Here is a 14,424-nt window from a genome sequence, read left to right as displayed (position 1 = left end):
GTCCGTCTCCTGATCCTGCCTCGTTCGGGTGCCCCTCTACCCAAGCAGGATCGTGACGTCGATGTTCCCGCGGGTCGCGTTGGAGTACGGGCAGATCTCGTGCGCCGCGTCCACCAGCTTGGCCGCGAGGCCCGCGTCCAGGACCGGCAGGGAGACGCTGAGGGCGACCGCGAGGCCGTAGCCGCGGTGCTTGTTGGGGCCGATGCCGACCTTCGCGGCGACCGTGGACCCGGTGAGGTCGTAGCCCTCGCGGTTGCCGACCAGGATCAGCGCGTTGTGGAAGCAGGAGCTGTAGCCGGCCGCGAAGAGCTGCTCGGGGTTGGTGCCGTTGCCGTCGCCGCCCAGCTCCGGCGGCATCGCGACCCTGAGGTCGATCTGGCCGTCCTGGCTGGTGACATAGCCGTCCCGGCCGCCGTGCGCGGTGGCCTCGGCGACGTACATGATCTTCGTCGGCCGGGTGTCGACGGCGGTGTCCTCGACGGTCTTGGTGTCCTTGTCGGTCATGGCTGGCCCTCCCCCAGAGCTGTATCAATATGCGGCTCCGCCGCGTGTTGCGCACAAGTGCATCGTGCACAAGGTACTGACTGGTAGGAAGGGAATTGTTGCCAGGGGGTAGTAACTGTGGGTTACCCGAGATCAGCGGTTGCGGTCGGCGATCGCCGTCGCCTTCTCCGCCAGCTGCCACAGCTCCTTGCGCAGCCGTTCCACCTCCGGGCCGCTCAGCCCGGCCTCCGCGAGCAGCGTGCCCGGTACGCACTCCGCGCGCTCCCGCAGCAGTTCGCCCTGTCCGGTGACCGCGACGAGCACCGACCGCTCGTCCCGCGCCGACCGCTCCCGCCGCACCAGCCCCGCCGCCTCCAGCCGTTTCAGCAGCGGGGAGACGGTGCCGTAGTCGAGGCGCAGGGCGGTCGCCAGCTCCTTCACCGTCGTCTCGCCGCGCTCCCAGAGGACCAGCAGGACAAGGTACTGGGGGTAGGTGAGCCCGAGTTCGTCGAGAAGCGGGCGGTAGGCGCCCGTCACCGCGCGCTGGGCGGCGTACAGCGCGAAGCACAGCTGCTCGTCGAGCAGCAGCGAGGCGACCTCGTCCGCGGGCTTCTCGTTCGTCACGCGCCCATTGTCACGGACCGCGGATCGAAGCCGAACGGCAGCTCCAGCCGATGCGCGCTCATCAGCGCGTCGTCCGCGAGCAGCTCACCGGTCCTGCCGTCCGCCGCGATCACGCCCTCGCTGAGGACGAGGGAACGCGGGCACAGTTCGAGGGCGTAGGGCAGGTCGTGCGTGACCATGAGCACCGTCACGTCCAACGAGCGCAGGATGTCGGCCAGTTCACGGCGGGAGGCCGGGTCCAGGTTGGAGGACGGCTCGTCCAGGACGAGGATCTCCGGCTCCATCGCCAGCACCGTCGCGACGGCTACCCGGCGCCGCTGGCCGAAGGAGAGGTGGTGCGGCGGACGGTCCTTGAACTCCGCCATGCCGACCCGCTCCAGCGCCCGGTCGACCCGCTCCTCCAGCTCCGGCCCCTTCAGCCCGGCCGCGGCCGGCCCGAACGCCACGTCCTCGCGGACGGTCGGCATGAACAGCTGGTCGTCCGGGTCCTGGAACACGATCCCGACCCGGCGCCGGATCTCCGCCATGTGCTGCCTTCCGACGGGCAGCCCGGCGACCTTCACCGTGCCCGTGCCGCCGGCCAGGATGCCGTTGAGGTGCAGAACGAGGGTCGTCTTGCCGGCGCCGTTCGGCCCGAGCAGCGCGACCCGCTCGCCGCGCGCGATGGAGAAGTCCACGCCGAACAGGGCCTGGTGGCCGTCGGGGTAGGCGAAGGCGAGGCCCGAGACCTCAAGAGAAGCTGTCACAGCATCCATCCCAGCAGACAGACGACAAGGGCGGCGAAGGGGAGCGCGAGGGCGTACGACCACTGCGCCCGGGACGCGGTCACCTCGTCGATCACCGGCATCGAACCGGTGTAGCCGCGGCTGACCATGGCCAGATGCACCCGCTCGCCGCGCTCGTAGGACCGGATGAACAGCGCGCCCGCCGACTTCCCGAGCACGCCCCAGTGCCGGATGCCCTTCGCCTCGAAGCCGCGCGACTCGCGGGCGATGCGCATCCGCCGCATCTCGTCGGTGATGACATCGCCGTACCGGATCATGAACGACGCGATCTGCACGAGCAGCGGCGGCAGCTTCAACCGCTGCAGGCCGAGGAGCAGTTCGCGCAGCTCGGTGGTGGCGGCCAGCAGCATGGAGGCGGCGACGCCGAGGGTGCCCTTGGCCAGCACGTTCCAGGCGCCCCACAGTCCGCTGACGCTCAGCGACATGCCCAGGACCTCGACCCGCTCGCCCTCCGCCACGAACGGCATCAGAACCGCGAACGCGACGAACGGCACCTCGATCAGCAGCCGCTTCAGCAGGAACCCGGCGGGCACCCGGGCGGCGTACGCGACGAGCCCGAGCAGTACGGCGTACAGGCCGAACGCCCACATCGCCGCCCGCGGCGTCGACACCACGACCACCACGAACGCGAAGACCGCCGCGAGCTTGGTGTGCGGCGGCAGGGCGTGCACGGGCGAGTGCCCGTGCCGGTAGAGCCGGTGCGCGTGCCCCGCGCCCATGTCAGGCGCTCGTGCCCGCGGTCGGGGCGTCGGACGCGCCGGCCGGCCCGGTCGTACGGCGCCTGCGCACCGCCCAGAAGACGCCGGTGCCCGCGGCCACGGTCACCCCGACGCCGATGACGCCCGCCAGCCCCCCGGACAGCCGGGCGTCCGCGATGTCCTTGACGCCGTAGTCGGCGAGCGGGGAGTCGGCGGACGCGTGGTCCTCGGTCTTCTCGTCGATGCCGTTGTCGGCGGCGACCTTCTCCAGGCCGTCGGGGTTGGCGGAGGCGTAGAAGCTGACGAACCCGGCGAGCAGCAGGGAGGTGACCAGGCCGACGGCCCAGATCCTGCGCGGGGAGCGGGCGGCGACCGGGACGGCCGGCTCGGCGGCGGGGGCGTCGACCAGCTCGCCGTTGACCCGCAGCTTCAGGCGTTGGCGCAGATCGCGGGCGCCGTAGACCAGGTCCGGGCGTACGGCGATGACGGCGCCGACGGTCAGCGCGGTGATCGCGGCCTCGCCGAGGCCGATCAGGAGGTGCACGCCGACCATGGCGGTGGCGACCTTGCCGATGGAGACGTCGGTGGTGCCGCCGACGGCGTAGAGCGCCGTGAAGACGAGCGCCGCGGCCGGGACGGAGACGAGGGCGGCGACGAAGGACGCGGCGGTCACCGAGCGGCGGGTCCGCGGCAGGACCTTGACCAGGCCGCGGAACAGGCCGTACGCCACGACCACCGTCACGATGCCCATGCAGGTGATGTTCACGCCGAGCGCGGTCAGGCCGCCGTCCGCGAAGAGGATGCCCTGCATGAGCAGGACCACGGAGACGCACAGCACCCCCGTGTACGGGCCGACCAGGATCGCCGCGAGTGCGCCGCCCAGCAGATGGCCGCTGGTGCCGGCCGCCACGGGGAAGTTCAGCATCTGCACCGCGAAGATGAACGCGGCCACCAGACCGGCCAGCGGCGCGGTCCGCTCGTCCAGCTCACGGCGCGCGCCGCGCAGGCTCACGGCGACGGCGGCGGCGGCGACCACCCCGGTCGCGACCGAGGTGGGGGCGTCAATGAATCCGTCAGGTACGTGCACCGTTCGATGATAGTGGCTTAATGCGAACTACTTGCAAGAGCGAGGAGCTTGTGTATCGCACATGCGATATAAGCCCGCCCAATGGGGCGCAATCAGGAAGATATGCGACATTGGAGGGGGAGCGAAGGCACAGCTTCCGCACAGGTCACGCAGGGTAAGGGGCCGTCCGATGTCTGTAGTCGAGCAGTACGCGAAAGCCCACATCGTCACGGACGCGGACATCCTGACCGAGGAGCAGGACGCCGTACCGGTGGTCCTGCGGTACGACCCCGACACCGATCCGCGCTCGGTGCGGGTGCGGCTGCCCGGGCGTGAGGCCCATGAGTGGACGTTCTCGCGCTCCCTGCTGGAGCAGGGACTGCGGGCTCCGGCAGAGAGCGGCGAGATACGGGTCTGGCCGTGCGGGAGAGTGCAGGCCGTCGTGGAGTTCCACTCGGCGCAGGGAGTGTCGGTGGTGCAGTTCGAGTCGAAGGCGCTGATGAGGTTTCTGCGCCGCACCTACCTCGCGGCGGCCCAGCCCGTGGCCCGCTAGTCGAACGTCTCCTGGGTGGCCCAGGTGGAGTGGTCGCCCGGATTGAACACGTTGAAGGTGTCGCCGGACAGCTTGTGGTCCGCGCCCCGGCGGCCCTGGTAACGGCCCCGCTTGCCGTCCGACCAGGTGATGACGAAGAAGATGTCCTCGCCGGTGACCGCCGCGCCGTTGTCCAGCGTCCCGACCGGACCGGCGCTCGACGTGGCGGACCCGAAGAGCAGTCCGTCGCCGTTCTGGGTCAGGTTGAGCTTCACATCGACCCCGTTGCTCTGGAAGAGCGTCCAGGTCCGGCCCGCGTTGAAGTCGGCCGCCATGATGTCCCCCTTGATGAGATCTGCCCGAGGCGACCGGTCTGTCGCCTCCGCTCGCCCCACGATCGGTGGACTGCCGAACCCGGTCAATGAGCGGACGATCAAACCACCTCATGGACTGATCCGGTGGTGAGAGCCCCTCGCAGTCGCCTGCTCGGGGCACCTCGAACGCCGGCTCACCACCTCTGTGGGCGCCGGCGCCGTCTCACGCCCCCAGCTTCAGCAGCGCCGCCACGATCGGGCCCGCCGTGTCGCCGCCGTGGCCGCCCTGCTGGACCACGCCCGCCGCGGCCAGGTCGCCCCGGTACGCGGTGAACCAGCCGTTCGGCTTCTTCTGGCCGTCGACCTCCGCCGAGCCGGTCTTCGCACCGACGTCACCGGTGACCCCGGACATCGCCTCGGCCGCCGTGCCGTAGGCCGCCGTGTAGGCCATCAGCTCACGCATCTGCGACAGCGCGGACGCCGACATGGTGCGGGAAGCGGTGGCGAGGGTGCGGTTGTCGACCGTGGGGGACACCAGATAGGGCTGCTTGAAGGTGCCCGTCCTGATCGTCGCCGACACCGACGCCATGTTCAGCGGGTTCATCCGCACCCCGCCCTGGCCGATGAGCGAGGCCGCCATCTGGGCCTGGGACTGGACCGGGACGGCGCCGTCGAAGGTGGAGACGCCGACGGACCAGTTGTTCAGGGAGAGGCCGAAGACCTGCTGGGCCTCCTTGGTCAGGCTGTCGTTGTCCAGCTCGCCGGCCTGGCTGATGAAGGCCGTGTTGCAGGAGCGGGCGAAGCTCGCCTTGAAGGTGCCGTTCTTGATCTCGAACTTGTCGTCGTTCTGGAACTTCCAGTGGCCGTACGTGAAGTACTTCGGGCAGGGGTGCTCCTTGTCCGCCGACGCGAGGCCCTCCTCGATCAGCAGCGAGGAGCTGATGACCTTCATCGTGGAGCCGGGGGCCAGGGAGCCCTGGAAGGCGGTGTTGAAGCCGTGCGAGGAGTTGGCGACGGCCAGGATCTCGCCGGTCGACGGACGCATCACCACCACCGACGCCTTCGGCTTCGCGGCCACCTGCTTCTCGGCGGCGGCCTGCAGCGCCGGGCTCAGCGTCGTCTTCACCGTGCCCGGCGTGCCCTTGCTCAGCTCCAGCAGCGTCTTGTCGGCCAGCTCGGCCTTCTTGGACTCCTTGCCCCGGACGACCTGGAGCTCGATGCCCGCCTTGCCGCCGGCCTTCTCGCCGTACTTCTCCCGCAGCCCGTCCAGGACCGAGCCCAGCGAGGCGTACTCCTTCTCGGTCAGTTCGCCGCCGTCCCGGTCCAGCGCCTTGACCGGCGGGGTGCCGGACTCGCCGGTGACCAGGGTGTCGCCGTCCTTCAGGTCGGGGTGGACGATCGCGGAGTGCCACTGGACCAGCGGCTTGCCGTCCTCGGCGCGCCGGACGACGGTGAGCGCGCTGTCGTACGCCAACGGCTTGCTGGTGCCGTTGTACGACACCGTGCCCTTCACGGAGAAGGGGACCTTGTCGCCGGTGCGGGTGCCCTGGGTGAGGGTGACGTCCTCGATGTGGGCGTCCTTGGTGTAGCCGGTCAGCAGGGCCTGGGCCGCGGCGGTGTCGTCGGTGGCGGCGGCCGCCTCGGTCACCTTGCCCTGCTGCCAGGCCGTGAGGAACGTCTCGGCCGCGGAGGTGACCTCCTTGGCCGACAGCGGGCCGGTCTTGACCGAGTTCGCCTTGTCGTCGCTGCTCGCCGACGTCGACTGCGTACGGCTGTCGGCGGCGGCACCACCGCCGAACAGCGCGTAGGCGCCGAACCCGGCGCCACCGACGACCACGGCGATCATGCCGCCCAGTACGGCGGGGTTGGTCTTCCGTCGCTCGGCGACGCGTCTTCTGTTGCCCACTGCTTTCGTTCCCTCGCGTATTCAGGGGCCCCCGCCGCCCCGCCGACCTCACGCATACCAACGACGACGACCACCCTAGAGTCCCGTGCCGCGAGGGATAAGTTCAGCCGGACGCTCGTAGCACGGCTGCGACAATCGGCCCGGCCGCGTCGCCGCCGTGGCCGCCCTGCTGGGTCATCGCCGCGGCGGCCACATCATCACGGAAACCCGTGAACCAGCTGTCAGAGGTGGCCTTGCCGTCGACCTCGGCGGAACCGGTCTTGGCACCGATGTCGCCGCCGAGCCCGGACATGACGTTCACCGCGGTGCCCTGCGGCGCGGTCGCGGTCAGCCGCATCATCTGCTTCAGCTGGGCGGCGGTGCTCGCCCGCAGCCCCTCGGCGGTGGCGAGCGGACGGCCGTCGAGTTCGGGCGAGATGAGGTACGGCTGCCGGAACTCGCCGGTCATCGCGGTGGCCGTGACCGACGCCATGGTCAGCGGGTTCATCTGGACCTGGCCCTGGCCGATGGCGTTGGCCGCGCGGTCGGGGCCGGTGGAGGCGGGGATGCGGCCGTCGAAGGAGCTGATGCCGGTCTTCCAGTTGTCCCCGCGCAGCCCGAACCGCACCTCGGCCTCGTCCTTCAGGGAGGCGTCCGTGAGCGGCTCCTCGTCGACGAGCTTGATGAAGGCGCTGTTGCAGGAGCGCATGAAGCCGGCGGCGAGCGTGGCGTTCGCGGTCTCGTCGGGCTCCAGGCCCTTGAGGTTCTTGAAGGTCTGGCCCTGCCACATGGCGGTGTTCGGACAGGGCGCCGGGCCGTTCATCGTGGTCACGCCGTTGTCGATGAGCATCGCCGCGGTGATGATCTTCATCGTGGAGCCGGGGGCGACCTTGCCCTCGAAGGCCGCGTTGAAGGCGTCGTTGCGGTGGTTCGCCACGGCCAGCACCTCGCCGGTGCTCGGCTGGAGGGCCACCACCGAGGAGTCGGTGTACTTCCTGACCGCCTTCTCGGCAGCCGCCTGCACGCTCGCGCTGAGCGTCGTCTCCAGCTTGCCGGGCCTGCCCTTGGTCAGGGTGAGCAGCGAGGTGTCCGGCGAGTCGTCGGCGTGCCGGATCGCCAGCTCGATGCCGGGCCTGCCGTCCGCCTTGTCGCCGTATCTGCCGCGCAGGGTGTCCAGGACCGGGCCGAGGGAGGGGTACTTCTCCTTCGTCAGCACGGTGCCGTCGCGGTCGAGGGCCTCGATGGGCGGGTTCGCCGCCTCGCCGGTGACGAGTGTGTCGTCCTTCTTCAGCCGAGGGTGGATCACGGTCGGCCGCCAGTCGACGAGGGCCCGCCCGCTGGTGATCCCGCGCACCACCTTGAGCTCGCTCTTGTAGGCCAGGGCCTTGGACTTCCCGTCGTACGACACCTTCGCGCTCACGCTGAAGGGAACCGTGGCCCCCCTCCCGTCGCCGGGCGTGATCCGCACGCCGGTGATGTGTGCCTCCTCGCCGAAGGACTTCAGCACCGCCTGGGCGGCCGCGTCATTGTTGGTGTACGACGCCGCGCGCGCCGCGTCCCCCTTCTCCCACGCCGTGAAGAACTTGGCCGCGGCCTCCTCGACCTCGTCCCCGCTCAGCGGCCCGGACCGCACCGACGCCCCTCCGGCCCCCGTCGCCCCACCGCCGTTCAACGCCGACATGATGTTGTAGGCGCCGTACCCGGCACCACCCACCATCACCGCGAACACGCCACCTATGACGGCGGCCTTGACCCCCTTGGCCATGGTCCCCTCCCCGTTCGTCAACCGCACTGTAAGTGGGGTTCGGGATACCCGTGGGAGGGTTTTGTTTTGTTGGCCAGTTCCGTGGCGACGGCCGGATGTGACGGATATGACTGAGCGCCGCAGTCGGCCGGTCGGGCCGGCTGCGGCGCTCGGGGTGGCGGTCCTCAGAGGACGCGGAAGGGATTGACTCCGAGGAGGGCGGTCGTGGGAACGGCGGCCGCGAAGGGCACGATGCCCGGCGCGTAGGGACCCGGGTACGGGTACACCAGGTACATGGCCTTCTGGGGTTGCGGGTCGGCGGTGTCGGCCGTCGCGACCGCGGAGGTCGAGACGAGGGCTGCCCCGGCGAGCGCGATGACAGCAATTGTCCGTTTCGTTACGTTCATGACCTGGTGAACGACCATCGACTCCCCCTGTTACGCACGTTAGACCCAGGTGTCCAGCCACATCCTCGACCGCCAGTCGTCGACCGGGATCGCGGTGCCCGTGTAGATCGGCCAGAAGTAGATGAAGTTCCAGGCGATCAGCAGGACCAGGACGCCCGCGCCCGTCGCGCCCACCACGCGGCGGGTGTCACCGGAGTTCGGGGGGCCGATGATCGCGCCGAGGAGCATGGCCACGGCCAGACAGAGGAAGGGGAGGAAGACGATGGCGTAGAAGAAGAAGATCGTGCGTTCCTGGTAGAGGAACCAGGGGAGGTAGCCGGCCACCACGCCGCAGGCGATGGCGCCGGCGCGCCAGTCGCGGCGGAAGAGCCAGCGCCAGAGGATGTAGAGGACGGCGAAGGCGGCCACCCACCACAGGAGCGGGGTGCCGATCGCCAGGACCTCACGGGCGCACTTCTCGCCCGCGTCGGCCGGGCAGCCGTCCTTGCCGGGCAGCGGGGACTCGTAGAAGTAGGAGACGGGGCGGCCGTCGACGATCCAGCTCCACGGGTTGGACTGGTAGGTGTGCGGCGACGACAGGCCGACGTGGAACTCGTACACCTGGTGCTCGTAGTGCCACAGGCTGAGCCACCAGTCGGGGAACAGCCACGACCAGCTGCTGGTGCGGCCGTTCGCGCTCGCCCAGTCGCGGTAGTAGCCGCCGGTGCCGTCCGTGGGGGAGAGGATCCAGCCGGTCCAGGACACGATGTAGGTGAGGATCGCCACCGGGACCGTCGCCAGGAAGGCCAGGCCCAGGTCGTGCTTGAGCACCGCCGTCAGGGGGTAGCGGGCGCCCGCCACCCGGCGCGCGCCGACATCCCAGAGGACCGTCATCAGGCCGAACGCGGCCAGGAAGTACAGGCCGTTCCACTTGGTGCCGATGGCCAGGCCCAGCATCAGACCGGCCAGCCAGCGGTACGGGCGCCAGCCCAGGCCCAGGGTCTCCGCGATGTGCGCGTCGGGGCGGACCCGGCCGTCGGCGTCGACCGGCAGCGCGGCGGCGAGTCTCGCGCGCGCCCGGTCCCGGTCGAGGACCAGACAGCCGAACGCCGCCAGCACGAAGAACATCAGCACCCCGTCCAGCAGCGAGGTGCGCGCCATCACGAAGGCCAGCCCGTCGACCGCCATCAGCGTGCCCGCGAGACAGCCGAGGAAGGTCGAGCGGAAGATACGGCGCCCGATGCGGCACAGCATCAGCACGGCCAGCGTGCCCAGCAGCGCCGTCATGAACCGCCAGCCGAACGGGTTGAACCCGAACATCAGCTCGCCGAGCCCGATGACGTACTTGCCGACCGGCGGATGCACGACATACGCCGCGTCCGTCGGCAGCTGCACCTGGTCGCCCAGCTTCAGGACCAGGTCGTTGGCGTTCTTGTCCCAGCCGACCTCGAAGCCGCGGTGGACGATCGCCCACGCGTCCTTGGCGTAGTACGTCTCGTCGAATATCACCTTCCGCGGGCTGCCGAGATGCCAGAACCGCAGTACCCCGGCCAGCAGCGTCACCAGCAGCGGACCGCCCCAGGCCGACCAGCGCGCGATCCGCTCGGCGAGCGGGCGCGAGACGCCCAGGAACTGCCACATCCGCGGGCTGGGCTGGACGTACGGCGGCACGAGCCGGTCGCGCACATCGCTTCTGGGCGCCGCCGAGTAGCCGAAGCGGCGCAGCCGCTGCTGCCACGACGGCCGCTGCTCGTGCGGTGCCTGGCCCTGCCGGGTGTCCATGGAGGACGCGGTACTGGTCACCGCGCCATCGTAGGGAACACGTCTGTGGGAGTCCCGCGGATGGGCCCTGCGAGGATGGAAACGTGACAGGAACCCTTGTTTTGGCAGGCACCCCCATCGGCGACGTCAAGGACGCCCCGCCCCGGCTGGTCGAGGAACTCGCCGGTGCGGACGTGATCGCCGCCGAGGACACCCGGCGGCTCAAGCGCCTCACCCAGGCGCTGGGCGTGCAGCCCGCCGGCCGGGTCGTGTCGTACTTCGAGGGCAACGAGTCGGCCCGTACGCCCGAACTGGTCGAGGCCCTCCTGGAGGGCTCGCGGGTGCTGCTGGTGACCGACGCGGGGATGCCGTCCGTGTCCGACCCCGGGTACCGGCTGGTCGCGGCGGCCGTGGAGAAGGACATCCGGGTCACCGCCGTACCGGGGCCGTCCGCCGTGCTCACCGCGCTGGCGCTGTCCGGGCTGCCCGTCGACCGGTTCTGCTTCGAGGGGTTCCTGCCGCGCAAGGCGGGCGAGCGGCTGTCGCGGCTCAGGGAGGTCGCCGAGGAGCGGCGCACGCTCGTCTACTTCGAGGCACCGCACCGGCTCGACGACACCCTCGCCGCGATGGCCGAGGTGTTCGGCGCCGAGCGGCGGGCCGCCGTGTGCCGGGAGCTGACCAAGACGTACGAGGAGGTCAGACGGGGCGGGCTCGGGGAGCTCGCGGAGTGGGCGGCGCAGGGCGTGCGCGGGGAGATCACCGTCGTGGTCGAGGGGGCGCCCGAGAAGGGGGCCGAGGAGGTCGGCGCCGAGGAGCTGGTGCGGCGGGTTCGCGTGCGGGAAGAGGCGGGTGAGCGGCGCAAGGAGGCCATCGCGGCCGTTGCGGTGGAGGCGGGAGTGCCCAAGCGGGAGGTCTTCGACGCGGTCGTGGCGGCGAAGAACGCCGGGGCGTGACACGCCGTGTGAGCAGGGCGTATCTCGGCTGAGCACGCGCCCCATGCGGGGGTAAAGGGACCCGGGCCTTTCGGCAAGGAACGTCCAAGTCGCCGCCAATACTGGACAGATGGCGTGCGTTCGCTCCCGCAGAGGAGTCCACTGGACCGAGGGACGCAACCCGTTCCACCAGCGGACCACAGGAGCTGGCATGAGCGAGATCGCACAGCAGACCACGGGCCTTCGCAGCGCCGCGACCGCCGTCGTCCACGAGTCGTATTCCTTCGCCTGCATGCGATGCGGGCACGGCTGGGAGCAGTCGTACGAGATAGAGCACCACATTGACGGTGACGGCCACGAGTTCGTGATGTACGTCGCGGACGGCCAGGTCGTGCCGTCGCCGCTGAGCCGGCCCACGTGCGAGAACTGTGACAACCACGTCGTACGCATCATGCGGGCCGGGCAGGTGTCCTCCGTACAGAACTCCCTGCACCCGCACCGGCCGGTCCCGCGGCAGGCGGACCCGAAGGCGGAGTCGGGATCGGAGTCCGCGGACGAGTCGCACCACCACTGGCATCTGTCCGATCTCCTGCACGTCTTCCACCGCAAGGCGAGCTGAGCCGAGCGCACGGGCCGGGAGGCCCGGGGCCCGGCCGGGAAAGGCATGCCTCTTTCGTAGGATCGGGGCATGCCTTCGAACGCCGCCGACAAGCACGCCGCCCCGCCCCTCCCGCATCCGCTCCGGGTGCCGGTCGCCGACTCCCACACCCACCTGGACATGCAGTCCGGCACGGTCGAGGAGGGCCTGGCGAAGGCGGCGTCGGTGGGGGTGACGACGGTCGTGCAGGTGGGCTGCGACGTACGCGGCTCGCAGTGGGCGGCCGAGACGGCGGCGGCGTACGACGCCGTGCACGCGACCGTCGCGCTGCATCCCAACGAGGCGCCGCGCATCGTGCACGGGGACCCGGACGGCTGGTCGCGGCAGGGGGCGCGTGAGCCGGGTGGTGCGCCCGCGCTCGACGAGGCGCTCGCGGAGATCGACCGACTGGCGGCGCTTCCGCAGGTCAAGGGCGTCGGCGAGACCGGCCTCGACTACTTCCGCACCGGGCCCGAGGGCAAGGAGGCGCAGGAGGCGTCCTTCCGCGCCCACATCGAGATCGCCAAGCGGCACGGCAAGGCCCTGGTCATCCATGACCGCGAGGCCCACGCGGACGTGCTGCGGGTGCTGAAGGAGGAGGGCGCGCCCGAGCGCACCGTCTTCCACTGCTACTCCGGCGACGCCGAGATGGCCGAGGTGTGCGCCCGCGCCGGCTACTACATGTCCTTCGCGGGCAACGTCACCTTCAAGAACGCCCAGAACCTGCGGGACGCCGTGGCGGTGGCCCCGCTGGAGCTGCTCCTGGTGGAGACCGACGCGCCCTTCCTCACACCGGCCCCGTACCGCGGACGGCCCAACGCCCCGTATCTCATTCCGATCACGGTGCGCGCGATGGCGGCCGTACGGGGGATCGAAGAGGACGTGCTGGCGGCGGCCCTCGGCTCGAACACGGCACATGCCTTCGGCTACTGACAGATAACGCCGGGTAACGCTCGCACGGGTTTGCGCCGGACCCGATGACAACTGTGCGTAGTCGAGTCGCTTTGGAGAGTAACCACCCCTCCGCTAGGTTCTGGGGGCCCCAATCGGACTCCTCCGCGGGAGCGTGTCGTCGTGAGCAACGCACAGTTCGAGACGTATGGCCCCGCCCCGGCCCACGAGCCCCCGGGGTACGGCGGCTTCGACCCGTACGGCGCTCAGACGCTGGCGTACGGGGTACAGGGGGCGTACGGGACGCGTACGGGTACGGACACGTACACACCCGGGTACCAGATGCAGGGGACGCACGGAGCGCACGGGACGCACGGTGCTTACGAGGCACGTGAAACCCGTGAGGCACATGAGACGCGTGAGGTGTACGGGGCGTACGAGGACCCGTACCGGCCCGCGTACGAGGACGCCGAGGAGACGCTCCCGACCGTCCCGCGTCCCCGGCGGGGCCGGGCCGCGCACCGGCGCAAGGCGCGTGCCGCCGAGCGTGCCGACGGGTCCATGCGCCGGCTCGTCCCGCAGGCGCTGGTCGTGGCGTTCCTCGCGGGCGGGACCAGCGCCTTCGTCGCCAAGGACAAGGCGGTCGAGCTGAACGTCGACGGCAAGTCGCGCAGCCTGCACACCTTCGCGGACGACGTCACCGAACTGCTCGACGACGAGGGCGTCGACGTGGGCACGCACGACATGGTGGCGCCCGCTCGCGACGCCGGGATCACCAACGGTGACGAGGTCGCCGTGCACTACGGGCGCCCCGTGCGGCTCACCATCGACGGCCAGCGGCGCGAGGTGTGGACCACGGCGGACACCGTGGAGGAGGCGCTCACCCAGCTCGGGGTGCGGGCGCAGGGTGCGTATCTGTCGGCGGCGCGCTCCCGGCGCATCGGGCGTGAGGGGCTCGCGCTGGTCGTGCGCACCGAGCGGGCGGTGACGGTGATGGCGGACGGCCGGGCCCGCACCATCCGCACCAACGCGGCGACCGTGCGAGACGCCGTGGAGCAGGCGGGCGTCACCCTGCGCGGGCAGGACACCACCTCCGTCGCGCTGGACAGCTTCCCGCGCGACGGACAGACGGTCACCGTGCTGCGGATCACCGGCCGCAAGGAGATCCGCGACGAGGCGATCCCGTTCGCCGTGGAACGCATCGACGATCCCGCTGTCTTCAAGGGCACGGAGGTCGTCGAACGGGCCGGGCAGGCGGGGCTGCGCCGGGTCACCTACTCCCTGCGCATGGTCAACGGCGTGAAGCAGAAGCCGCGGCGCATGAAGTCCGAGGTGGTGCGGGAGCCGCAGACCCAGGTGGTGAAGGTCGGGACGAAGCCCCTGCCGACGTCCGTCAGCGGCGCGGGCCAGCTGAACTGGGACGGCCTTGCCGCGTGCGAGTCCGGGGGGCAGCCGGACGCGGTGGACTCGTCGGGGACGTACGGCGGCCTCTACCAGTTCGACACCCAGACCTGGCACAGCCTCGGCGGCCAGGGACAGCCGCAGGACGCCCCGGCGGCCGAGCAGACGATGCGGGCGAAGAAGCTCTACGTCCGCCAGGGGGCCAGTCCCTGGCCGCACTGCGGGGGGCGGCTGCACAGGTGACTCCCTCTCCGCAGGCCACGGCGGCAGCGCCCCGTACCCTTG

The 14,424-nt window shown here is 70.7% G+C and carries 15 protein-coding genes; 5 read left to right on the top strand and 10 right to left on the bottom strand.

Annotation, left to right across the window (positions count from 1 at the left end; all coding sequences use genetic code 11):
• Window positions 1-36: 36 nt before the first annotated feature.
• The 5 genes from ACFWYS_RS18505 to ACFWYS_RS18485 form a co-directional block, all read right to left on the bottom strand.
• The gene (locus tag ACFWYS_RS18505) at window positions 37-504 is read right to left on the bottom strand and encodes an organic hydroperoxide resistance protein (RefSeq protein WP_384769529.1); all 468 of its coding nucleotides are present in this window, start codon (window positions 502-504) and stop codon (window positions 37-39) included.
• Between the two features lie 132 nt (window positions 505-636).
• Complete coding sequence (locus tag ACFWYS_RS18500) at window positions 637-1,107, bottom strand: MarR family winged helix-turn-helix transcriptional regulator (RefSeq protein WP_384769526.1); 471 nt, start codon at window positions 1,105-1,107, stop codon at window positions 637-639.
• Window positions 1,104-1,862 (bottom strand): energy-coupling factor ABC transporter ATP-binding protein, encoded by a 759-nt coding sequence (locus ACFWYS_RS18495; protein ID WP_384769523.1) that lies wholly within the window; start codon window positions 1,860-1,862, stop codon window positions 1,104-1,106. The genes ACFWYS_RS18500 and ACFWYS_RS18495 overlap by 4 nt, the downstream gene beginning before the upstream one ends.
• The gene (gene cbiQ / locus ACFWYS_RS18490; RefSeq protein ID WP_384769520.1) at window positions 1,850-2,611 is read right to left on the bottom strand and encodes a cobalt ECF transporter T component CbiQ; all 762 of its coding nucleotides are present in this window, start codon (window positions 2,609-2,611) and stop codon (window positions 1,850-1,852) included. The genes ACFWYS_RS18495 and cbiQ overlap by 13 nt, the downstream gene beginning before the upstream one ends.
• A gap of 1 nt (window position 2,612) precedes the next feature.
• On the bottom strand, window positions 2,613-3,677 hold the full coding sequence (locus tag ACFWYS_RS18485) for an energy-coupling factor ABC transporter permease (protein WP_384769518.1): 1,065 nt from the start codon (window positions 3,675-3,677) through the stop codon (window positions 2,613-2,615).
• Window positions 3,678-3,846: 169 nt separating this feature from the next.
• Between ACFWYS_RS18485 and ACFWYS_RS18480 the strand changes: the two genes are divergently transcribed.
• A complete protein-coding gene (locus tag ACFWYS_RS18480) occupies window positions 3,847-4,209 on the top strand; it encodes an SsgA family sporulation/cell division regulator (RefSeq protein WP_384769515.1) in 363 nt (120 codons plus the stop codon).
• Here ACFWYS_RS18480 and ACFWYS_RS18475 read toward each other — a convergent pair.
• The 5 genes from ACFWYS_RS18475 to ACFWYS_RS18455 all read right to left on the bottom strand — a co-directional run bounded on the left by ACFWYS_RS18475 (window position 4,206) and on the right by ACFWYS_RS18455 (window position 10,320).
• A complete protein-coding gene (locus ACFWYS_RS18475) occupies window positions 4,206-4,523 on the bottom strand; it encodes a hypothetical protein (protein WP_384769512.1) in 318 nt (105 codons plus the stop codon). The two genes, ACFWYS_RS18480 and ACFWYS_RS18475, sit on opposite strands and share 4 nt — an antisense overlap.
• 202 nt (window positions 4,524-4,725) lie before the next feature.
• On the bottom strand, window positions 4,726-6,408 hold the full coding sequence (locus ACFWYS_RS18470) for a penicillin-binding transpeptidase domain-containing protein (protein ID WP_384769509.1): 1,683 nt from the start codon (window positions 6,406-6,408) through the stop codon (window positions 4,726-4,728).
• A gap of 103 nt (window positions 6,409-6,511) precedes the next feature.
• The gene (locus tag ACFWYS_RS18465; RefSeq protein WP_384769507.1) at window positions 6,512-8,152 is read right to left on the bottom strand and encodes a penicillin-binding transpeptidase domain-containing protein; all 1,641 of its coding nucleotides are present in this window, start codon (window positions 8,150-8,152) and stop codon (window positions 6,512-6,514) included.
• Window positions 8,153-8,316: 164 nt separating this feature from the next.
• Window positions 8,317-8,538: a hypothetical protein gene (locus ACFWYS_RS18460; protein WP_384769504.1), complete on the bottom strand. Its 222-nt coding sequence runs from the start codon at window positions 8,536-8,538 to the stop codon at window positions 8,317-8,319.
• A 39-nt stretch (window positions 8,539-8,577) separates the two neighbouring features.
• Window positions 8,578-10,320: a dolichyl-phosphate-mannose--protein mannosyltransferase gene (locus tag ACFWYS_RS18455; protein ID WP_384769501.1), complete on the bottom strand. Its 1,743-nt coding sequence runs from the start codon at window positions 10,318-10,320 to the stop codon at window positions 8,578-8,580.
• A gap of 62 nt (window positions 10,321-10,382) precedes the next feature.
• Here ACFWYS_RS18455 and rsmI point away from each other — a divergent pair, with 62 nt between their 5' ends.
• The 4 genes from rsmI (at window position 10,383) to ACFWYS_RS18435 (ending at window position 14,382) form a co-directional block, all read left to right on the top strand.
• Window positions 10,383-11,231 (top strand): 16S rRNA (cytidine(1402)-2'-O)-methyltransferase, encoded by an 849-nt coding sequence (rsmI, locus tag ACFWYS_RS18450; protein WP_384769498.1) that lies wholly within the window; start codon window positions 10,383-10,385, stop codon window positions 11,229-11,231.
• Between the two features lie 190 nt (window positions 11,232-11,421).
• Window positions 11,422-11,829 (top strand): hypothetical protein, encoded by a 408-nt coding sequence (locus ACFWYS_RS18445; protein ID WP_384769496.1) that lies wholly within the window; start codon window positions 11,422-11,424, stop codon window positions 11,827-11,829.
• A 69-nt stretch (window positions 11,830-11,898) separates the two neighbouring features.
• Complete coding sequence (locus ACFWYS_RS18440; protein WP_384769493.1) at window positions 11,899-12,780, top strand: TatD family hydrolase; 882 nt, start codon at window positions 11,899-11,901, stop codon at window positions 12,778-12,780.
• 141 nt (window positions 12,781-12,921) lie between these two features.
• Window positions 12,922-14,382, top strand: coding sequence for a ubiquitin-like domain-containing protein (locus tag ACFWYS_RS18435; protein WP_384769490.1), 1,461 nt, complete (start codon window positions 12,922-12,924; stop codon window positions 14,380-14,382).
• Window positions 14,383-14,424 lie beyond the last annotated feature (42 nt).

Origin of the sequence: Streptomyces sp. NPDC059010, assembly GCF_042740355.1 — a bacterium.
GTDB lineage: Bacteria > Actinomycetota > Actinomycetes > Streptomycetales > Streptomycetaceae > Streptomyces.
The sequence above is the reverse complement of the archived record's forward strand: the minus strand, read 5'-3'. Positions and strand labels throughout refer to the sequence as shown.